Below are 19,822 nucleotides of genomic sequence, written 5' to 3' on the forward strand. Positions count from 1 at the left end.
CACCGTTCTAAACCGGCCATCAACGGCCAAACAGACGTTTCAAAAGCAAACAGCCCGCCGATGAAGCGCGTTGCCGCCCTCCCATTCCGCTGCTAATATTTGCGACTAATTCGGTCGGAGATCACTATGTCTCTTTATAGTGCAGGCGTTGAGTACGGCATTCATTGCCTGCTTTTTCTGGTAGGCAATGGCGGCGACTCCCGCGAAGCGAGCGTGCGCGACCTCGCCGAGCTGCAAGGTGTCCCCCTGGACTACCTGGCGAAAATCTTCACCAAACTGGCCAAGGGCAAACTGGTGGTGGCCACTGAAGGGGTGCGCGGGGGGTTCAAACTGGCCAGGCCTTCGGACGAAATCACCCTGCTGGACATCGTCAACGCCATCGACGGCCAGAAGCTGATCTTCGATTGCCGGGAGATCCGTGGCCGCTGCGCCTTGTTCGAAGGCTCGGCGCCAGCCTGGGCGCTGGATGGGGGGTGCGCGGTGCACGGGGCAATGATGACCGCACAAAAACGCATGGAAGACGCCCTGGCCCAGACCACCATTCTGGATTTGGCGCGCAAGGTCGGGCGCAAAGCCCCGCCGGAGTTCTCCGGGCAGGTCGATGAATGGCTGGTGGAGCGCAGGGAAAAGAAAAGCGCGAGCATTGCGGTGACGGACATCACCGAGTAGTCAGTTATGGCGAGCAAGCTCGCTCGCCACAACGGCGTTACAGGCAGTCCCGCACGGCCTGGCGCATCGCCCCCGATTTCGCCCACGGCGGCCCCTGATACAGGGAAACCCGGCTGCCATCCTTCGATTTCACGATATCCAGGATCTCGTCCGCCGTGATGATGCTCGGCGCGGTCAGGCGATAGCCGTTGGAAATCCCGACTTGCCTGGTCTTGGGAATCTGTGCCTGCCACAGCGGCAGCACGCACGCGACGTACTCTTTCGGCGGCTTGGCGCTGTATTTGCTGACATTGGGCTCACCGGGCACCACGGATGCAGGCAACGAACAGCCCGCCAACATCGCCACCCCCAGACCCATTATCAACATCCGCATGACGCTTCCTTATCCTGAAAAACGGCGAATGTAGCGCGTACCTGCCCAGACATCCAGCGCACACTCAGCAAATCTGACAGAACCGTCGTACGCCCTTACGAACGGACTGCCCTGCCCGGTAAACCGGACTAATCTTTCCTAGCCAAGATTTGAAGGAGATCATCATGTGGCTTAACGAGTTCGAACAGGAACTTCGGCGCGACCTGCAGAGCGTGGAGTCGAATCTGCGGTGGTCGGCGGTAGAACTTTTGCGCCTGGCGGAGCAGTTTCGCCAGGCCGGCAATGAAGTGGATGCCCAGGTAGCCCTAAGGCTGCGCGAGGTGCTCCAGGGGGACGAAGAACGGCTGAAAACCTACGCCGAGGAAGTGAAGGCGCGGCACATTAGCCGAACGAAAGTTCACTAACGGACCACTGTCATGAACAAGCCTGTGTTCGCAGTGCTCGCCGTGCTGGCGGCGGCGGGCGGTTGCAGCTCGGAATCAAGCCTCTATCGTAACCAGCCGCTCGTCGCCAAAGTCGAGAACGGCATGACCAGGGATCAAGTCGAGCAGATTGGCGGAAAACCGCTCGCCACCAGCGATCGCACGGTGGAACCCGGTAGCTGTTATGACTACAACTTGTCACAGGCTGGCCATCAGCAACGCTACAACGTCAGTTTTGATGGTAGAGGCAAGGTCGATCACACCAGTTTCATGAGCTGCGCGGAGTGGAGCAACGTCCAGCAAAAAGCCAGGGAGCCGTCCCATTCTTCCAGCGGCGGAGGCGGCTACTAAGCGGATCGCCAATAAAAAGCCCCGGCACAGGCCGGGGCTCATCTCGCTCGAAGCGCTATTGGTCAGTTTTTGGCCGACTCGACCGCGCCTTATACGCCGGTAAAGACGCCGCAAACGCCAGTGCCTCCTCGCGGCTGCCAAATGCACCCAGGCGATCACCTTTGGTGCACACCCGCCATGGGCCGTGGTTCACGCTGAGAACGTCGTAACCGTTCATGTGCATTCTGGTCAGCATCTCAATGCTCATAGTCACCTCCTTTTCGGCAGTGATAATCAAAGATCGACCCGCCTACCTTACACCCGCCCCTTGCCCGGGTGCCGACCAGACGTCGCGACACCCGGTGGCACTTTCGGCCCGCTCGACAACTCCAACCCCTTGAACCTCCCGAAACACGGGGCCTCGGCCTGAATATTGCATTTTAATGACTGTTTTATGACAAGCGAGCAATCAGGTAACACATGAAAGTACGCGCCACCGTGATTTGCGAACAAGACCGACACGTCCTCCTGGTGCGCAAGCCCAGGTGTCGCTGGACATTGCCTGGCGGAAAGGTCGAGCCCGGGGAAAGCAAACTGGACGCGGCCGTGCGCGAACTGGCGGAGGAAACCGGGCTCGGGGTCGACGGCATGCTGTATTTGATGGAGCTGGTCTCAGGCGACACTCGGCACCACGTTTACGAAGCGTCAGTGGTGAATCTGCACCAGGTGCAGCCGCTGAATGAGATTACCGACTGCATGTGGCATCCCCTGGATGCCATTCACAACCTGAACATCAGCGATGCGACGTTGCGGATCGTCAGGGCGTTTCAGCGGCGGTTGTGAGTCTGCCCGCTAAAACCTGAGCACTACAAATCCCCTGTGGGAGCGAGCTTGCTCGCGGTAGCGGCCTGCCAGTCAGTACAGATGTTGAATGTCAGACAGCTATCGCGAGCAAGCTCGCTCCCACAGGGTCGGTGTTTGTCAGGGCTATTTGAGTCACCCGGCAAACGCCCGTCTCCCCGCACGCATTTCAGTGCGAAGTTCACCAATCAGGTTGGACACATCCCGCACGCTGGTCAGCAGCGCCGGCGAAACCCCGGTGATCAATAGATCAATGCGCCCGGTCTCCCGTTCATAGACCTTGATCCGTAGCGTGCCGTCAGGGTTTTCCGTGCAATCACACGAAAGCGGACCAAAACCGGACTCGACAATACGGCGCAGTTCTTGAACGGGGACCATGACGGAGGCCTCCATGGCGATTGATCGGATTCGACCCGATCAGCATAGATGCGCTTTCGCCCGATTGCGTGGGCAAACACCCACAATTAATGCGATCCGCTTATCACTTTGCTGAACAATCAGTGGGAATCCCCATCCCAGAGCCAATTCCAGATCCCCGGCAATTGCACCGGTTCCGCACTTTCCGTGACGGTGCGGGCCATGGCCGCTTGCAGCAGTTGCCCCTGATCGTCGTAAAACGGCTTCGGCGCGGTGGTCACGCCGGTGGCCTTGGCGCTGTCGAGCAGGATTTGCAGGTATTCGCGGGTATGCCGGGCGGTGTAGCGATTGAGGTCATGGAAGGTCACCACCACCGGAATAACCCCGTCCACCGTGGGCAACTCGCCGCTGGCGATGCGCTCGCGCACCTCCGACATCTGCCGCAGCATGTTCGCCCGCCGCCGAGGGCTGGCGTTGAAGCCCCAGATCTTGCCGTCATTGGCGCTCAGGTCGGTCAGCAGCACGTGCATGCCGTGGCGTTGATAGGCGGCGAAGGTGCGTTTGTCGTAGTTCCAGAACGGCGGACGCACCAGGCTCGGCGGCGTGCCGGTGATCGCGGCGATGTCGGTGCTGCCTTTGCTCAGGGACTGTTCCAGGTCTTGCGGGCTGAGTAAACGATGATTGGTGTGGAAATGGGTGGCGGTGTGAAAACCGAGGATCTGCCCGTCGGCATGTTCGCGCTGCATGACCCGTCGGCCGATGTCGCTGTCCCCGGCCCGTGACGCGCCGGTCTGGACGAAGAACACCGCTTTGAGGTTCGGCTGCACATCGTTTTGCGCGAGACTGTCGAGCACAGTGTCGGTCGGGTTCCAGAAACTGGAGGCGCTGGGGCCATCGTCGAAGGTCAGCAGGAAACGGACCGGCGCCTGCGCTTGCAAGCGTTGCTGCGTCTGCGGCGTCATGTCGATGGGCGCCGCAATGCAGCCCGCCAGCCCGAGGGCCAGGGCCAGCGTCGATAGAACCTTGAACAGTTGCGTCATGTTTTGCCTTAAGCCAGACCCTTGCGGTCATCACGTTAATGGCAAAAACCCCTCGCCCGGTGATCCTCCACTCGGCCCGCATCGCCTGTAGCGGCGGGCGCAAGTTGGATAGGGTTACACAGTTTTGGTTCACGTGCCGCTCTATCCTGTGCTCAAAGCTCCAGATCGAGCAACGCGGCGCCCAATGCCTTGCCGTGGGCGTCAAGGGCCAGGGACCGGGTGACGCCACCGCGCAGAATGCCGGGCAGGACAAAATTCAGCGCATGGACGTTGGGCAATTCGTAGCGACGCAACGGCGGGCCTTGGGGCTCCAGCAACTCGGCGAAATGCGCAGTGACCCGCTCCACCGTCAACCATTCACACAAACGCGGGTAGTCTTCGGGGCGATAGGCAATCACCGAGATATTGGAGGTATCACCCTTGTCGCCCGTTCGGGAATGCGCCAGTTCACGCAGTTTCATGCCAAATCCTCCGAATGAATCTGTACCGTAACGGCGTCTCGCGGCAGGAACAGCGAAGCCACCGCCACCACTTGGCGCACCGATTTACTCGCCCCGCCACCGCCATAAGGGCCGTTGGTGTAAAGGGTTTCCACTTCATTGCCGATGCGCACGGCCTCGCCACGCTCGGCGCAACGGGCCGCCACCCGCAGGCGCACTTCCCAGGGTTCGCAGTCCGCTCGTGAACCCAATTCATGACCGTGCAAGGCATCGACGCCGATCAGTTCAGCGCGGATGTCTTCAAACACCACGCCGGTCAGTTTCAAGCGTTCCAGCACCACTTCGCGGGCCAGTCGCCCCCGAGCCAGTGCGCCCGGCCCGCCATAGGAGATCTGGCCCTCGCCGATCCAGCCATCGAGATAACCCACCGACACCTTCAGGGATGAGGGTCGCGCCCGACCATCGGCGCCGTCGGCCAGCACCTGATCCGGCCCTTGAACGCTGAACGCCACCCCGGAAAAATCCGCGCTGACATCCGGCGTCAGATACGCCGCCGGGTCATGCACTTCGTAGATCATCTGCTCGGTGCAGGTCGCGGTATCGATACGCCCGCCGGACCCGGCCACCTTGCTGATCACCGCGCGCCCCGTCGCATCCACCTCGGCCAGGGGGAAGCCCAGGCGCGCCAGGTCCGGCACATCCTTGAATCCCGGATCGGCAAAATAGCCGCCGCTGATCTGCCCGGCACATTCCAGCAGATGCCCGACCAAGGTGCCGCGCCCCAGCAACGACCAATCGTCCGCCGCCCAGTCGAATTCGAACATCTGCGGGGCGAGGAACAGTGAAGGGTCCGCCACGCGACCGGTGATTACCACATCGGCATCGGCGCGCAATGCCTCGATAATGCCGTCCACGCCCAGATAAGCATTGGCCGAAATCAGACGCTCGCCCAGGGACGCCAAGGTCTTGCCGTTATCCAGGGTCTGCGCCGGATCCTGCAACAGTGTCGCCAGCACATCGTCACCGCTCAGCGCGATCACTTTCAGTCCCGACAACCCCAATTCCCCGGCAATGCGCCGCACTTCCCGGGCCGCCGCCAAAGGGTTGGCCGCCCCCATATTGGTGATCACCCGCAAGCGGCGACGCTGACCATCCGCACCCCGCCCGACAAAGGGCAACACCCGGCGCATACGCTCGCCCAGCAAGGGGTCGAAGCCTGCTTGCGGATCGAGCAGCCGCGCCTGTTGCGCCAGGGCGATGGTGCGTTCGGCCAGGCATTCGAACACCAGATAATCGAGGTCGCCGTGCTCGGCCAGTTCGATGGCCGGTTCGATGCGGTCACCGGAGTAACCGGCGCCGGAACCGATGCGTAAGGTTTTCATTCAGAACACTCCAAAGAGCAGCGCGGTCAGGGTCATCAGCACCGAGGCCGCGAACAGAAACGGGATGGTGAAGCGCTGGTGATCCGCCAGTTCGATCTTGCACAGGCCCACCAAAAGGAACGTCGCCGGGGTCAACGGGCTGACCGGGAACCCGGTGGTGTGCACACCCAGCAGCGAGGCCTGGGCCACTTGCAACGGATCGACACCGAGGGCGCGGCCGACTTCGGCCACCACCGGCATGATCCCGAAATAAAAGGAATCGGGATCGAACAGCAGACTCAAGGGCATCGAGATAAAACCCACCACCATCGGAATCAATTTGCCGTGCCCGGCGGGAATCTGCGCCACCGCGACCTCGGCCATGGCCTTGAGCATGCCGCTGCCCTGCATGATCCCGGTGAACACCCCGGCAGCGAGCAGAATGCTGGCCATGGTTAGCGCGGTTTTCGCATGGGCGTCGATCCGCGCCCGTTGCGCATCAACGTTGGGATAGTTGATGCACAGGGCCAACACGGTGCCGAGCATGAACATCACCACCGGGTCGACCACCCCGGCAATCATCACGCCCATCACCACCACCGTCAGCACCAGGTTGAGCCAGAACAAACGCGGCTTGCGCAGGGCGACCTCGGCCTCGGTCAACACCCGTTGCGGCATCACGTCCACCACGGCACCGGCCCCCAGGCCCAGGCGTTTTTCTTCACGACGACCGAGGAACCAGGCGCAGGTGAAGACGAAAATCAGGCCGACGATTTGCACCGGAATCAATGGCTGGAACAGGTCAGCCACCGGCACATGCAACGCCGCCGAAGAGCGCAGCACCGGCCCGGTCCAGGGCAGAAAATTGACCCCGGCGGCCATGGCGGTGACGCAGGCGAGAATGCGTTTATCCATGCCCAGGCGTGTGTACAGCGGCAGCATGGCCGGGATCGTCACGAGAAACGTCACCGCCCCGGAACCGTCCAGGTGCACCAGCAACGCCAGCAGCGCGGTGCCCATGACGATGCGCGTCGGACGGGTGCCGACGCGTTTGAGGATGCGGTCAATGATCGGGTCGAGCATGCCGGCGTCGGTCATCACGCCGAAGAACAGAATCGCGAACACAAACATCCCGACCACCGGGGCGACGTTCTTGATACCGGTAATGATGAAGGCGCTGGTTTGCAGGCCGAAACCGCCGAGCAGCGCGGCGATGATCGGCAAGGCGATCAGCGCCACCAGGGGCGACAGGCGTTTGCTCATCACCGCGACGAGCAAACAGAGAATGGTGATGACACCGAGTGTGGCAAGCATGGGCAGGTCCTGTTCGGCATTTGCGCTCGCGGCGGCGATGAAATGCGCTGTTGTTGTTTTCACCGAGTATTGGAATTGCGGGTAATCTTTGTAAATTGAAATGTTCGGCGGCCTGCATTCGGAAAAACAAAATGAAGAACTCGATCCAGCATATCCGCGCCTTCCTCGTCGTGGCGCAAACCGGCAACTTCGCCAAGGCGGCGGTGGCGCTCAACCTGTCGCCCTCAGCCCTGACCGTGCAGATTCAACAACTGGAAGACTGGCTCGGCGTCGCCCTGCTCGAACGCAGCCCTCGGCATGTGGCCCTGACCAGCGCCGGCCACAGTGCGCTGTTGCCCATGGAGAAATTGCTGCTGGACCTGGACAACATCGTGAGCGCCTCCCGGGATTTGGCTGCGCTACGCCGGGGCGTGGTCACCATCGCCGCCCTGCCCTCACTGTGCGCCGCCGCCCTGCCGCCAGTGCTGAAACAGTTTCGCGAGCAATTTCCGGGGGTCGAAGTGCGGCTGCGGGATGTGGTGGCGCAACGGATCGATACGCTGGTGCGCGATGGCGAGGTGGACTTTGGCCTGGGCGTGCGGGCGCGGATGAGCCATGGGCTGGAGTTTCAAACGGTGCTGGAGGATCGGCTGTGCCTGTTCATCCCCGCCGATCATCCATTGGCTGGGCGACGCGCCGTCAAACTGAGCGACCTGACCACGCAGCCGATGATCCTGACCGGGCGCGACAGCAGTGTGCGGGAGTTGGTGGAGCAACTGTTCGCCGACGCACAGTTGCCGTTGTCGCCGGGGCTGGAGGCCAATTACATGTCGACGGTGCTGGCCCTGGTGCGTCAGGGACTGGGCGTGAGCCTGCTGCCGGAATCAGCCGATGATGGCCGCGATGATCTGGTCAAAGTGCCGGTGGACCATCCCGGCGTTACCCGGCAGATCGGCCTGATCACCCGCACCGGCCAGGCCATGGCCCCGGCAGCACAGCGCTTTATCGACATGCTGCAAGGTAATGCCTTACTCGGCCAACGCCTTCTGGAATGAGTTGTCGATGATCGGCGCGGTGGCCAAGGCTGTCGGCAGGGCCTTGACCTTGAACAGGAAGTCCGCAGTGCTCTGCAAATCCGTTGCCGCTTGCTGATCGACCGGGCCGACGGTCATGTGGGCCTGGCGCAACCAGTGACGGGAGACGTCCTGGTCAAGATTGGCTTTCTTCGCCCACAGGTCGGCGTATTCGTCGGTGTGGTTATCAACCCAGGCCCGGGCCTTTTTCAGGCGTGCGAGGAAGTCGGCGATGGCTTCGCGCTTGCTGTCGATCGACGGCGTTGAAGCGGCGATGGCGCTGAGGCCGGGCATCAGGTTCTTGGCGGTAAGGATCGGACGGGCGCCGGAGAACAGAATCTGTTGCGAGATGTACGGTTCCCACACCGGGAACGCGTCGATGCTGCCCTGGGGCAATGCCGCCGCCGCGTCGATGGGCATCAACTTGATGAAGTCGACGTAATTCTCCGGCAGGTTGGCGCTCTCCAGAGCGCGCAAGGTCAATTGCTGGCTCCAGGCGCCGGGCCAATAAGCGACTTTCTTGCCCTTGAGGTCGGCGATGGTCTTGACCGGCGAGTCCTTGGGCACCAACAAAGCGATGGTGTCCGGGTTCTGCCGCGATACGCCGATCAGCTTCACCGGCGCCTGTTTCGCGGCGAGGAACAGAAAGCCTGAGTCGCCGAGAAAACCCAGGTCCAGCGCCCCGGTGTTCAGCGCTTCCGCCAAAGGCGCGGCGGCCTGGAAGTGTTTCCAGTCGACGGTGTAAGGCGCGCCTTCCAACACCCCCGAAGCCTCTACCGAGGCGCGAACGTTGTAGTAATTCTGATCGCCCACGTGCAGGACGACCGGCTCGGCGGCGTAGGCAAAAGGCGTGGCGAAGAGCGCGCAGGTCAATAGACTGCTCAGGAATCGGGACGGGTTCATCGGAGGCTCCGGGGGTTTTGTTCCGATAGACCATAACGCTCTTATTGCAGGCTTTTTAAATTCGATTTATGCATAAGCTAATGACCGGTGACAGTCAGTGTTGGCCCAGCAACAACGGCGCAACAGACTGTTTCGCTGGCGACAGCGCTTCATCCCTCCAAACCGCGCAAAGCCCCGAAAAACCGCATAGTCGGCAACATGGCACAGAGCCTGCAATATTCCTTTTATGCAGGAAGCATTCATTACAACCATTAATCAGAACATAAGAATCCCGTTGCCTTGCCGGAGTTGCATCCATGAGTTCCCTCTTCCGCTTCCCAAAAGCCAGGCACCTGATCAGCGCCGTCGCCATCGCCCTGAGCCTGCAACCCCTGGCCCAGGCCGCTGAAACCACCCCGGCCGAAGTGCATCTGGATTACGCCTATTACTCGCCGGTGAGCCTGGTACTCAAGCACTTCGGCTTTCTCGAAAAAGCCCTGCCTCAGACCAAAGTCGGCTGGGTGTTGAGCCAGGGCAGTAACCGTTCGCTGGAATACCTGAACAGTGGCGGCGTCGATTTCGCTTCGTCCGCCAGCCTCGCGGCGGTGTTGAGCCGGGCCAATGGCAGCCCGATCAAGTCGGTGTACGTCTACAGCCGCGCCGAATGGACCGCGTTGGTGGTGCGCAAGGATTCGCCCTACAAGACCGTGGCCGATCTGAAAGGCAAAAAGATCGCCGCCACCAAAGGCACCGACCCTTACCTGTTCACCCTGCGCAGCCTGCAACAGGCCGGGCTGAGCAAGGACGATGTGGAACTGGTGCACTTGCAGCACCCGGACGGTCGCACCGCGCTGGAAAAAGGTGACGTCGACGCTTGGGCCGGGCTCGATCCGCACATGGCCGCGAGCCAGGTTCAGGCTGGCTCGCGATTGCTGTATCGCAACACTAATTTCAACAGCTACGGCGTGGTCAGCGTCACCGACAGTTACGCCAAGGAACACCCGAAAACCATCGAAACCGTGCTCAACGCCTATGAACAGGCGCGGGACTGGGCAGTGAAAAACCCGCAGGAACTGGCGCAATTGCTCGCCACGGAATCGGGCCTGCCGCTGGAAGTGGCGAAGTTGCAACTGTCGCGTACTGACTTGAGCAGCCCGCAATTGACGGCCAAGGATGTGCTGGCGTCCAAGGCTGCGGCGCCGATTCTGGTGTCTGAGGAGTTGGTGCGCAAAGGGGTTAACGTCGACCAGGTTATTGATCAATTGATCGACACGAAGGAAACCGTGGCCCGTCAATAAAGCACGCAGCCCTCCTGTAGGAGCGAGGCTTGCCCGCGAAGCTTTTGGCGATTTCAAAGCCCCCTTCGCGGGCAAGCCTCGCTCCTACAGGGGGCTGTGATCTGTCTGGAGAACCCCATGACCAGCAAAAGCAAAGACCTCCCCGCGCACTTGGTACTACCTGAACCACGACGTCTGAATAACGCCTGGAAACTGCGCCTCAAAGGCCTAGCCCTGCCGGTGCTGATCATCCTCATCCTGGAACTCGTCGTCCGCATCGGCTGGCTCCCTTCCTACCAAATGCCCGCCCCCAGCGAAGTCGCCGTAACCCTCGGCGATCTGGCCGAAGGCGCGCTGTGGAAGCACATCAGCGCCAGTCTGTTGCGGGTGCTGCTGGGCTTCGCCATCGGCGCCAGCCTGGCCCTGGTGTTTGCCGCGTGGGTCGGTTTGAGCCGCGAGGCCGAGGCTTATCTGGAGCCGACCTTCGCCGGCCTGCGTTCGATTCCGAGCCTGGCCTGGGTGCCGCTGCTGCTGTTGTGGCTGGGCATCGACGAGACCTCGAAAATCGTCCTGATTGCCATCGGCGCGTTTTTCCCGGTGTACCTCAACGGCGTCGCGGCAATCCGCGACATCGACCGCAAACTGGTGGAAGTCGGGCAGATGTACGGTTTCAGTCGCGCGCGGCTGGTGCGACGGATCCTGCTGCCCGCCGCCCTGCCCGGTCTGTTCACCGGATTGCGCAGCGGCATGAGCCTGGCGTGGATGTTTCTGGTGGCCGCCGAACTGATCGCCGCGACCAAAGGCCTGGGCTATTTGCTCAGCGACGGTCGCGAAACTTCGCGCCCGGACATCGTGCTCGCCGCGATTATCGTGCTGGCGGTGCTGGGCAAACTCAGCGACGGCCTTCTCGCCAGCCTGGAAAAACGCTTCCTGGCCTGGCGTGACACCTTCAACGGCCAAAGCGCAGAGGATTGAGCCATGACCGAACACCTGCTGGACATCCGCGTGGAGCGCAAATCCTTCGCCACCACCACCGTGCTCAACAACATCCACCTGCAATTGAAACCCCGGGAAACCGTCAGCCTGCTCGGCCCCAGCGGCTGTGGCAAAAGCACGTTGCTGCGGATCGTCGCCGGGCTGGAGAAGGACTTTCAGGGCGAACTGAAAAACAACGCCGGTGAAGTGGCGTTCGTGTTCCAGGAGCCGCGCCTGATGCCTTGGCTGACGGTGGAGCAAAACATTGGTTTCAGTGCCGACAACCGTTATGACAAGGCCTGGGTCGCGCAACTGATCGAGGAAGTCGGCCTCGGCGGCTTCGCCCAGGCATTGCCCAAGGCCCTGTCCGGCGGCATGGCGCAACGGGTGGCCATCGCTCGCGGCCTGTATTCGCGGCCACAGGTCTTGCTGCTGGATGAACCGTTCAGCGCGGTGGACGCCTTTACTCGGATGAAGCTGCAGGACCTGCTGCTGCAACTGGCCGAGCGCCACGCCATCGCCCTGCTGCTGGTGACCCATGATGTGGATGAAGCGCTGTACCTGAGCGACCGGGTGCTGGTGATGGACAATCGGCCGAGCAGCATTCGTCAGGAACTGGCGGTGGAACTGGCCCATCCCCGTGATCGCCGGGACCCGTTGCTGGCGCAGCTCAAGGCATTGTCGCTGACCGAGTTGCAACGGGCGCATGTCATTTGATGAGAACAAAATTGTATATACAACTTCAAACGTTACATCGAGTGTTTCATTGAAGAGACACTTATAGATTTGTGGCTAATTGACACATCAACCGCTTGTCTGACATTCCAACCGTCATACATACATTTAACGGGACTACGGATAGCATGCGCGCCGCATTTCCATAAGCATTGCCCGTTGACCAACGAGTCAACAACCCAAGGAAATCCCTACAACTTTTACATACCTTTGCAGAGAAATAAGTTGCGCGACGATTTTGCAATTAATCAAGTCGGTGGGCTGGCGTGTGTCTATCTTTCGATGACCGAACACCTGCAACTCGACTGCTTTATCCGCAATTACATCAAGACTCGAAACTTGCACTCCGTCGAAGATATCGACCGCATCCTGCGCGCGACCCTGCAACATTATCCGGGCCAGCCGCCGGTGATGGTCAACGAAGTAAACGCATGGATCGACAAAACCCTGGGCTATCGCACGGCGCACCCCGACTTTGCGCAACTGGAAGACCTCTAAAACAGCACTTACGGACCATTTCAGCGGCAGAACTGAACGAACCCGCCCCGCAAGCACTCTGAACTATGAGGCCGGATTGGCCTCTTGTTGTTCAGGCGCCCCTATTTCTGCACGACGCTGGCACCGCAGATCTCTCTGAATTCCCGTTCAATGACTAAGCCGATGTCTGGCTGGCTCCAAATGGAATACATGAGCGAATTAGTCCCTTATGCCGTGCACTATCTGCTTGATGGCGTGCGACAGCATTTTTTCAAACTGGCAGTGGGGTTTTCCGATGTGGAAGCCATCCAATCGGCCTCTGCCCATGCCTATCCCGAATCCAGACTCAAAATGCCCCGGCCCGCAAGCCTAGAAAGCGCCCGCAATAATGCCCAGCAAATGGGGATTACAAAGATCCGGTGGAACGAAGCGATCTAAACGCCCATAACAACCTGTGGGAGCGGGCTTGCTCGCGAAGGGGCCGTCAGCTCCAACATCTTCATGGCTGACCCACCGCTTTCGCGAGCAAGCCCGCTCCCACAGGGGATTTTTGTGGGGGCAAAGATCTGATTCACAACGCGATCAACTGTGGGAGCGAGCTTGCTCGCGAAGGGGCCGTCAGCTCCAACATCTTCATTGGCTGACCCAACGCTTTCGCGAGCAGGCTCTCTCCCACAGGGGGATTTGTGGGGGGCGAAGATCTCATTTCCATCGCGATCAAAACTGTGGGAGCGGGCTTGCTCGCGAAGGGGCCGTCAGCCTCGACATCTTCATGGCTGAACCACCGCTTTCGCGAGCAAGCCCGCTCCCACAGGGGGATTTGTGGGGGGCGAAGATCTCATTTCCATCGCGATCAAAACTGTGGGAGCGGGCTTGCTCGCGAAGGGGCCGTCAGCTTCAACATATTCATTGGCTGACACGCCGCTTTCGCGAGCAAGCTCGCTCCCACAAGGGATTTTTGTGGGGGCAAAGATCTGATTCACAACGCGATCAACTGTGGGAGCGAGCTTGCTCGCGAAGGGGCCGTCAGCTTCAACATCTTCATGGCTGACCCAACGCATTCGCGAGCAGGCTCGCTCCCACATTAAATTGTCTTTCACTCGGAAGGTCAGGGTTTCAGCGGTCTCTCGATGTCGCGGTCGGACAGTTCCTTGCCATCGTCCGGATGTTTCCAGTCTGGCGTCGAGCGTCGCTGGCGCTTGATCTCTTCTTCGCTCGGTTCATCCGAGTCATCGTCCAGGTCCGGTTGTTTGGGTTCGGTTGCCATGTTCACCTCGCTTCCTGAAGGGATCGGATATTCCCTTCAGCGTAGAACATTTCCCCCGGCCCGGCTCAAAGCCAACAGCGCAGCAAAAAGAAGAAGCCCATGCTCAACAGCATGCTGAGCAACGTACTGCGCGTATAAATCACCAGCCCCACCGCCACCAGCGAACTGAGCAGATACGGGTTGTCCCACTGCAAGTTCAACTGCTTGTCCGGCATAAACACAATCGGCCCGCAGATCGCCGTCAGCATGCCCGGCACGGCAAAGCCGAGAAACTGCCGCGCATTGCTGCTCAGGCGCACCGGCAAACGTGGTTCGAGGAACACGTAGCGGTTCAAAAATACCAACACACCCATGCCGATAATCACTGCCCAAACGATCATGTGCGCTCCAGATACAACTTATTGCAGATAAACCCGGCGGTCATGCCCGCCAGCCCCGCCAACACCAGGGCCGAGCCCCATTGCCAATAACTGAACAGCACTGAACAGAACAGCGACACCGCCACGCACACCACCGTCGGCACGTTGCGCACCACCGGGGTGATCAGGGCGATAAAGGTCGCCGCGATGGAGAAATCCAGGCCCAGGTGTTCCAGGCCCGGAATGCTGCTGCCCAGGACGATGCCGGCCAGAGTGAACAGGTTCCAGGCAATGTAAAACGTCAACCCCACGCCCAAGGCGTACCAGCGGTTGAATTGTTGTTTGTCGTGCTGACTGGTCAACGCAAACAACTCATCGGTGAGCAAAAAGCCCAACCCCACCCGCCAGCGCCCCGGCAGCGGTGAAATCACCGAGCGCAGGCTCATCCCGTACAGCAAATGCTGTGACGTCAGCAGCAGCGTGGTCAGCAGGATCGAAAAGATCCCGGCCCCGCCCTTGAGCATGCCGATCGCCACCAATTGCGCGGCACCGGCAAACACGATGCTGGACAAGCCCTGGCCTTGCAGGGGCGTGAGGTTGGCCTCGATGGCCATGGAGCCGGCCAGCAGCCCCCACGGCGCGGTGGCCAGGGACAACGGCATGATCGCCGCCGCGCCACGGAGAAAGGCACTGCGCGGCATGTGTGAATTCGACATAACGCTCTACAACCTGGGGAAAGACCGCCGACTGTGCCAGCAGATGCCGGCGAAGGCTTGAACAATCTTGCGCAGTTAGCCTGGGCGCATTGAATCGATAGAGCGCGGGCAACCGCCCGAGTAACATGGAGCAATTCATTTAAAGAGTCAGGGAGTCGACATGCTTTACCGAATCGCCGCCGACGGGCTGGTGCTGTTCCACCTGTTGTTCATTCTGTTCGTGCTGTTCGGCGGACTGCTGGTGCTTAAATGGCGCCACCTGATCTGGTGGCACCTGCCCGCCGCCGCGTGGGGCGTGATCGTCGAAGTCTTTCACCTGACCTGCCCGCTGACCTACTGGGAAAACCTGATGCGCGAAGCCGCCGGGCAAACGGTTTATGGTGGCGGTTTCATCGAGCATAACGTGCTGCCGATCATCTACCCGGCCGGGCTGACACCGACGATTCAACTCGCGCTGGGCAGCGTGGTTTTGGCGATTAACGTGGTGGTTTACGTGCAGTTGATACGCTTGTGGAGATTGCGTCGAACGACACCGTCCTTGTAGGAGCAAGGCTTGCCCGCGATAGCGCCGGCACGGTCAACATGGATCCTCAGGCAGATCGCATTGGCCGCATCGCGAGCAAGCTTTGCTCCTACGGTTCTGCCGTGACTGCTTTGTCTTATCTCAGTTGGCAATCACGCTCATGTTCCGGCCACTGGCCTTGGCCACGTACAACGCTTTGTCCGCCGCACTGACCAAATCGTCGGCCCCGGCTTGTGAGGCCGGGTCGTAAGCGCACACACCCAGGCTGACCGTCACCATGCCTTCGGTGCTTTCACTGTGCTCCATGCCCGCCAACTGAACCGCACGACGGATTTTCTCCGCCACCAGAAAGGCCCCAACGTAGTCGGTGCCGGGCAGCACCACCGCAAACTCTTCGCCGCCATAACGCACCGCCAGATCCCCGGGGCGCTTGATGTTTTCGCTGATGATGGCGCTGATCTGGCGCAAACACACATCCCCCGCCACATGCCCGTAGTGATCGTTGAACAGCTTGAAGTGATCGACATCGATCATCAGCAACGCCAGCCCCGTCTGGCTGCGTCGGGCGCGGCCCATTTCCGCGACCATGAACAGGTCGAACTGACGGCGGTTGGCCAGGCCCGTCAGCGCATCCTCCAGGGCCAGCAGCTCCAGACTGCGGTTGACCTCCAGGAGTTTTTCCTGGGCGCCGAGCAACTCGCTTTGAATGTGATTCTGCTGGCGCATCACGCGAATCAACCGGTAACCGAGCGCGCCAAGGAAGCTCAGCAACAAGGCTACGATCGCCGCCGTGTTCAACGACTCCTGACGCCAGGCTTCCAGCACCTCTTCCTTGTTCAGGGCGGCGGAAACCACCATCGGGTAGCCGTTGACCCGGCGATAACCCAAGACCCGTTCGACGCCATCGACCACCGATTTGATGGTCGCCGTGCCGAAACTGGCATGGGGCAGCAATTGAGTGAACAACGGCCCACTGGCGACACTGGTGCCGATATCGGTTTCCCTGAAGGGGCGGCGCACGATGATGGTGCCGTTGTCGGCCATCAGGTTGATCGCGCCGTTCTGGCCCATGTCGATGCTGTCGTACAGCGACAGAAAGTGCGAGAGGTAAATCGTCGCCACCGCCGTACCGGCGAAGCGGCCGTCGGGATGATTGAGGCGCCGCGACACGGTCATGATCCATTCATTGGTCGAACGGCTTTTGATCGACGGGCCGATATGCGGGCCACGGTCGGGATGGTCGCGATGGAAGATGAAGTATTCGCGGTCCGAGTTATTGGCGTCCGGCACATTGGCGCCATTGGAATTGGCCAGCCAATGACCGTTTTCATCGAAAATGAACAAGCCATGGAGTTGCGTCAGTTCCTGGCGCTGGGCACTGAGCAACCTTTGCAATCGCGGGATCTGGGCCGGATCCATGCCATCGTTTTCGAGACGGTCCACCAGGGAAAACAGCAAGGTGTCGGCCTGCTTGACCGTTGACTGCGCTTGCGCCGCCAGGGTCTGTGCCAGGTTGGACATGGCCACTTCCTTGTCATGCAAGTGGTACTGGCGCGAATTCCAGGCCTCCCAGCACGCAATCGCAGCCATGGACAGGCATACCGCCAGCAGCAGCACCACGGCATAACGAACCTTGAGCTTGGCCTCGACCTGCTCGGCCAGCAACGACGCGGTGGGCTGAAGGTTTTCGATACGAACTTTTACGGACGGTTGTCCCATGACGTTACCTGTAACCGGATGAAGAGGCGATATTTCCTGATCGCTGACGACACTATAGCCATTACCGCGGGGTCTGCTTCACCGCTTCCAGCCAGGCCGGGTCCAGTCGGGTTTGCTCGGTGTCGAGACCCAGGGCTTCCATCCGTTCCTTGTGCCGGTCCATTTCGCGAATCAACTGGCTGTGATCGCTGGAGTTGCCGTCCAGTTCATGCATCTGGTGCAGCCCCAGGTGATAGAAACGCAGCAGCTTCATGGCGTCCGGGTCGTCCTTTTCCACCGCCGCCGTCACCTGATGCATGACATTGGTGACGCTCATCAGGCTGCGCTTGAGCCGCCAGCCGTAGACCGCCGGGGCCATCCACGCCTCGTGCCAGAACCGGCCGCGCATCAGCGCCGCCATCAGCAACACCGCGACGAACACGCCGCCAACGTTGAATCGCAGGTTGTCACCGCCCGGTTCACCGAACAACGCCACCGCCGCAGTCGACAGCACCATCGCCAGGGCCAGGAAAATCAGGGCGATGATCACCGTGCTGCGCCGGGTCTGGCGGCGAAAGGTGTCGGCATTCATCGGCTGGATTTCGAACATAGTGGCAAACGTCCTTGGATCAGTGAGCGAAAAGAGTGCGGGGCATTATCGCCTCTATGGGGGATTTAGCTATGCTGAGGCTCCTTTTCATCTTTTCACCGTCAAAAGGAGAACATGGCGAGACACCGCAGTTCGTGCCATCTTCTTTCATGGATACATATTATTCGGATGCCAATCGCTCCTCCTGTATGACTGGCATCGTTTTAAGGATCATTGAATGTCCCAAAGACAAGTAATCAACGCCTCGGTCAGCCCTAAAGGCAGCCTGGAAACCCTGTCCCAACGTGAAGTTCAGCAATTGAGCGAAGCCGGTTCCGGCAGCACCTACACCCTTTTCCGCCAGTGCGCCCTGGCCATCCTCAACACCGGCGCCCACGTTGATAACGCCAAGACCATCCTCGAAGCCTACAAGGACTTCGAAATCCGCATTCACCAACAGGACCGTGGCGTACGCCTGGAACTGCTGAACGCCCCGGCCGACGCCTTCGTTGATGGCGAAATGATCGCCAGCACCCGGGAAATGCTGTTCAGCGCCCTGCGCGACATCGTCTACACCGAAAACGAACTCGACGCCCAGCGCATCGACTTGAGCACCTCCCAAGGCATCAGCGACTACGTGTTCCACCTGTTGCGCAACGCCCGCACCCTGCGCCCCGGCGTCGAGCCGAAGATCGTGGTGTGCTGGGGTGGCCACTCGATCAACACCGAAGAATACAAATACACCAAGAAAGTCGGCCACGAACTGGGCCTGCGCAGCCTCGACATCTGCACCGGCTGCGGTCCCGGCGTGATGAAAGGCCCGATGAAAGGCGCAACCATTGCCCACGCCAAGCAACGCATCCACGGCGGCCGTTACCTGGGCCTGACCGAGCCGGGGATTATCGCGGCCGAGGCGCCGAACCCGATCGTCAATGAACTGGTGATCCTGCCGGACATCGAAAAACGCCTGGAAGCGTTCGTGCGCGTCGGCCACGGCATCATCATCTTCCCGGGCGGCGCCGGTACGGCGGAAGAGTTCCTGTACCTGTTGGGCATCCTGATGCACCCGGATAACGCGGGCCTGCCCTTCCCCGTCGTCTTGACCGGGCCGAAACACGCGGCGCCGTATCTGGAACAACTGGACGCGTTCGTCGGCGCCACCCTGGGTGACGCGGCGAAACAGCACTACACCATCATCATCGACGACCCGGCGGAAGTGGCGCGGCATATGACGGCCGGGCTCAAGGAAGTGAAACAATTCCGCCGCGAGCGCAACGACGCGTTCCATTTCAACTGGCTGTTGAAGATCGACGAAGGCTTCCAGCGCCCGTTCGACCCGACCCACGAAAACATGGCCAGCCTGCAACTGAGCCGCAGCCTGCCGGCCCACGAACTCGCCGCCAACCTGCGCCGGGCGTTCTCCGGCATCGTCGCCGGCAACGTCAAGGACAAAGGCATCCGCCTGATCGAAGAACACGGCCCGTACCAGATCCGAGGCGATGCGGCGGTGATGCAACCGCTGGATCAGTTGCTCAAAGCCTTCGTCGCCCAACACCGGATGAAACTACCGGGCGGCGCGGCGTATGTGCCGTGTTATCAAGTGGTTGCCTAGCACTCACCCCCTGTGGGAGTGAGCCTGCTCGCGAAGAGGCCGGCACATTCAACACCAATGTCGCCTGCCAGTCCGCCTTCGCGAGCAGGCTCGCTCCCACAATTGATCGGTGACGGACGCATGTTCCGCGCACAACACACATTCCCTGTGGGAGCGGGCTTGCTCGCGAAGAGGCCAGCACATTCAACATCAATGTCGCCTGCCAGTCCGCCTTCGCGAGCAAGCTCGCTCCCACAATTGATCCTGGTCGGACTCATGTTCCGCGCACGCCACACATCCCCCTGTGGGAGTGAGCCTGCTCGCGAAGAGGCCAGCACATTCAACATCAATGTCGCCTGCCAGTCCGCCTTCGCGAGCAGGCTCGCTCCCACAATTGATCGGTGACGGACGCATGTTCCGCGCACAACACACATTCCCTGTGGGAGCGGGCTTGCTCGCGAAGAGGCCAGCACATTCAACATCAATGTCGCCTGCCAGTCCGCCTTCGCGAGCA

At 60.5% G+C, this 19,822-nt stretch carries 25 protein-coding genes; 12 read left to right on the forward strand and 13 right to left on the reverse strand.

Features of this window, described 5'->3' with window-relative positions; genetic code table 11:
• Positions 1 to 126 precede the first annotated feature (126 nt).
• Complete coding sequence (locus BK665_RS26880; protein ID WP_123409561.1) at positions 127 to 669, forward strand: RrF2 family transcriptional regulator; 543 nt, start codon at positions 127 to 129, stop codon at positions 667 to 669.
• A 37-nt stretch (positions 670 to 706) separates the two neighbouring features.
• Here the strand turns inward: BK665_RS26880 and BK665_RS26885 are convergent, their stop codons facing one another.
• Complete coding sequence (locus BK665_RS26885) at positions 707 to 1,042, reverse strand: hypothetical protein (protein ID WP_123409562.1); 336 nt, start codon at positions 1,040 to 1,042, stop codon at positions 707 to 709.
• Between the two features lie 164 nt (positions 1,043 to 1,206).
• Here BK665_RS26885 and BK665_RS26890 point away from each other — a divergent pair, with 164 nt between their 5' ends.
• Together BK665_RS26890 and osmE are read left to right on the forward strand one after the other, a co-directional pair.
• Positions 1,207 to 1,446: a hypothetical protein gene (locus BK665_RS26890; protein WP_123409563.1), complete on the forward strand. Its 240-nt coding sequence runs from the start codon at positions 1,207 to 1,209 to the stop codon at positions 1,444 to 1,446.
• A gap of 12 nt (positions 1,447 to 1,458) precedes the next feature.
• The gene (gene osmE, locus BK665_RS26895; protein ID WP_123409564.1) at positions 1,459 to 1,815 is read left to right on the forward strand and encodes an osmotically-inducible lipoprotein OsmE; all 357 of its coding nucleotides are present in this window, start codon (positions 1,459 to 1,461) and stop codon (positions 1,813 to 1,815) included.
• A gap of 55 nt (positions 1,816 to 1,870) precedes the next feature.
• Here osmE and BK665_RS26900 read toward each other — a convergent pair whose 3' ends face one another.
• Positions 1,871 to 2,062 (reverse strand): SPOR domain-containing protein, encoded by a 192-nt coding sequence (locus tag BK665_RS26900; RefSeq protein ID WP_123409565.1) that lies wholly within the window; start codon positions 2,060 to 2,062, stop codon positions 1,871 to 1,873.
• Positions 2,063 to 2,274: 212 nt separating this feature from the next.
• Here BK665_RS26900 and BK665_RS26905 point away from each other — a divergent pair, with 212 nt between their 5' ends.
• Entirely contained in the window at positions 2,275 to 2,637 is a 363-nt protein-coding gene (locus BK665_RS26905; protein WP_123409566.1) for an NUDIX hydrolase, read from the forward strand.
• A gap of 153 nt (positions 2,638 to 2,790) precedes the next feature.
• Here BK665_RS26905 and BK665_RS26915 read toward each other — a convergent pair whose 3' ends face one another.
• The 5 genes from BK665_RS26915 to BK665_RS26935 all read right to left on the reverse strand — a co-directional run bounded on the left by BK665_RS26915 (position 2,791) and on the right by BK665_RS26935 (position 7,167).
• Entirely contained in the window at positions 2,791 to 3,033 is a 243-nt protein-coding gene (locus tag BK665_RS26915; protein ID WP_123409568.1) for a DUF1652 domain-containing protein, read from the reverse strand.
• Between the two features lie 119 nt (positions 3,034 to 3,152).
• Positions 3,153 to 4,052: a polysaccharide deacetylase family protein gene (locus BK665_RS26920; protein ID WP_123409569.1), complete on the reverse strand. Its 900-nt coding sequence runs from the start codon at positions 4,050 to 4,052 to the stop codon at positions 3,153 to 3,155.
• 152 nt (positions 4,053 to 4,204) lie between these two features.
• Positions 4,205 to 4,513, reverse strand: coding sequence for an AtuA-related protein (locus BK665_RS26925; RefSeq protein WP_123409570.1), 309 nt, complete (start codon positions 4,511 to 4,513; stop codon positions 4,205 to 4,207).
• Positions 4,510 to 5,874 (reverse strand): acyclic terpene utilization AtuA family protein, encoded by a 1,365-nt coding sequence (locus BK665_RS26930; RefSeq protein WP_123409571.1) that lies wholly within the window; start codon positions 5,872 to 5,874, stop codon positions 4,510 to 4,512. Before BK665_RS26930 ends, BK665_RS26925 begins: the two co-directional genes overlap by 4 nt.
• Positions 5,875 to 7,167: a CitMHS family transporter gene (locus BK665_RS26935; protein WP_123409572.1), complete on the reverse strand. Its 1,293-nt coding sequence runs from the start codon at positions 7,165 to 7,167 to the stop codon at positions 5,875 to 5,877.
• 131 nt (positions 7,168 to 7,298) lie between these two features.
• Here BK665_RS26935 and BK665_RS26940 point away from each other — a divergent pair, with 131 nt between their 5' ends.
• Positions 7,299 to 8,201, forward strand: coding sequence for a LysR family transcriptional regulator (locus BK665_RS26940; protein WP_123409573.1), 903 nt, complete (start codon positions 7,299 to 7,301; stop codon positions 8,199 to 8,201).
• On the opposite strand, the gene BK665_RS26945 is transcribed toward BK665_RS26940, so the two are convergent.
• Positions 8,175 to 9,122: an ABC transporter substrate-binding protein gene (locus tag BK665_RS26945; RefSeq protein WP_123409574.1), complete on the reverse strand. Its 948-nt coding sequence runs from the start codon at positions 9,120 to 9,122 to the stop codon at positions 8,175 to 8,177. The two genes, BK665_RS26940 and BK665_RS26945, sit on opposite strands and share 27 nt — an antisense overlap.
• Positions 9,123 to 9,418: 296 nt before the next feature.
• On the opposite strand from BK665_RS26945, the gene BK665_RS26950 reads away from it, so the two are divergent.
• The 5 genes from BK665_RS26950 (at position 9,419) to BK665_RS26970 (ending at position 13,003) form a co-directional block, all read left to right on the forward strand.
• Positions 9,419 to 10,399: an aliphatic sulfonate ABC transporter substrate-binding protein gene (locus tag BK665_RS26950; RefSeq protein WP_123409575.1), complete on the forward strand. Its 981-nt coding sequence runs from the start codon at positions 9,419 to 9,421 to the stop codon at positions 10,397 to 10,399.
• A 117-nt stretch (positions 10,400 to 10,516) separates the two neighbouring features.
• Positions 10,517 to 11,353: an ABC transporter permease gene (locus tag BK665_RS26955; protein WP_123409576.1), complete on the forward strand. Its 837-nt coding sequence runs from the start codon at positions 10,517 to 10,519 to the stop codon at positions 11,351 to 11,353.
• Positions 11,354 to 11,356: 3 nt separating this feature from the next.
• Positions 11,357 to 12,070 carry an ABC transporter ATP-binding protein gene (locus BK665_RS26960; protein WP_123409577.1) on the forward strand — a complete coding sequence of 238 codons (714 nt, stop codon included), beginning with the start codon at positions 11,357 to 11,359 and terminating at the stop codon, positions 12,068 to 12,070.
• A 243-nt stretch (positions 12,071 to 12,313) separates the two neighbouring features.
• Positions 12,314 to 12,586 carry a hypothetical protein gene (locus BK665_RS26965; RefSeq protein WP_123409578.1) on the forward strand — a complete coding sequence of 91 codons (273 nt, stop codon included), beginning with the start codon at positions 12,314 to 12,316 and terminating at the stop codon, positions 12,584 to 12,586.
• A gap of 189 nt (positions 12,587 to 12,775) precedes the next feature.
• Entirely contained in the window at positions 12,776 to 13,003 is a 228-nt protein-coding gene (locus BK665_RS26970; protein WP_123409830.1) for a DUF6555 family protein, read from the forward strand.
• A gap of 670 nt (positions 13,004 to 13,673) precedes the next feature.
• Here BK665_RS26970 and BK665_RS34545 read toward each other — a convergent pair.
• The 3 genes from BK665_RS34545 to BK665_RS26985 all read right to left on the reverse strand — a co-directional run bounded on the left by BK665_RS34545 (position 13,674) and on the right by BK665_RS26985 (position 14,907).
• The gene (locus BK665_RS34545) at positions 13,674 to 13,832 is read right to left on the reverse strand and encodes a hypothetical protein (RefSeq protein ID WP_185076660.1); all 159 of its coding nucleotides are present in this window, start codon (positions 13,830 to 13,832) and stop codon (positions 13,674 to 13,676) included.
• Positions 13,833 to 13,897: 65 nt separating this feature from the next.
• Positions 13,898 to 14,212 carry a branched-chain amino acid transport AzlD family protein gene (locus BK665_RS26980; RefSeq protein ID WP_123409579.1) on the reverse strand — a complete coding sequence of 105 codons (315 nt, stop codon included), beginning with the start codon at positions 14,210 to 14,212 and terminating at the stop codon, positions 13,898 to 13,900.
• Positions 14,209 to 14,907 (reverse strand): AzlC family ABC transporter permease, encoded by a 699-nt coding sequence (locus BK665_RS26985; RefSeq protein WP_123409580.1) that lies wholly within the window; start codon positions 14,905 to 14,907, stop codon positions 14,209 to 14,211. Before BK665_RS26985 ends, BK665_RS26980 begins: the two co-directional genes overlap by 4 nt.
• A gap of 160 nt (positions 14,908 to 15,067) precedes the next feature.
• On the opposite strand from BK665_RS26985, the gene BK665_RS26990 reads away from it, so the two are divergent.
• On the forward strand, positions 15,068 to 15,451 hold the full coding sequence (locus tag BK665_RS26990; RefSeq protein ID WP_123409581.1) for a DUF2784 domain-containing protein: 384 nt from the start codon (positions 15,068 to 15,070) through the stop codon (positions 15,449 to 15,451).
• Between the two features lie 120 nt (positions 15,452 to 15,571).
• Here BK665_RS26990 and BK665_RS26995 read toward each other — a convergent pair whose 3' ends face one another.
• Both BK665_RS26995 and BK665_RS27000 read right to left on the reverse strand, forming a co-directional pair.
• Positions 15,572 to 17,149, reverse strand: coding sequence for a GGDEF domain-containing protein (locus tag BK665_RS26995; protein WP_123409582.1), 1,578 nt, complete (start codon positions 17,147 to 17,149; stop codon positions 15,572 to 15,574).
• Positions 17,150 to 17,210: 61 nt separating this feature from the next.
• Positions 17,211 to 17,738 (reverse strand): DUF3087 domain-containing protein, encoded by a 528-nt coding sequence (locus tag BK665_RS27000; RefSeq protein WP_123409583.1) that lies wholly within the window; start codon positions 17,736 to 17,738, stop codon positions 17,211 to 17,213.
• Between the two features lie 217 nt (positions 17,739 to 17,955).
• Here BK665_RS27000 and ppnN point away from each other — a divergent pair, with 217 nt between their 5' ends.
• On the forward strand, positions 17,956 to 19,329 hold the full coding sequence (ppnN, locus tag BK665_RS27005) for a nucleotide 5'-monophosphate nucleosidase PpnN (RefSeq protein ID WP_123409584.1): 1,374 nt from the start codon (positions 17,956 to 17,958) through the stop codon (positions 19,327 to 19,329).
• Positions 19,330 to 19,822: the final 493 nt, after the last annotated feature.

It is taken from the genome of Pseudomonas frederiksbergensis, assembly GCF_003732665.1.
Taxonomy (GTDB): domain Bacteria; phylum Pseudomonadota; class Gammaproteobacteria; order Pseudomonadales; family Pseudomonadaceae; genus Aquipseudomonas; species Aquipseudomonas frederiksbergensis_G.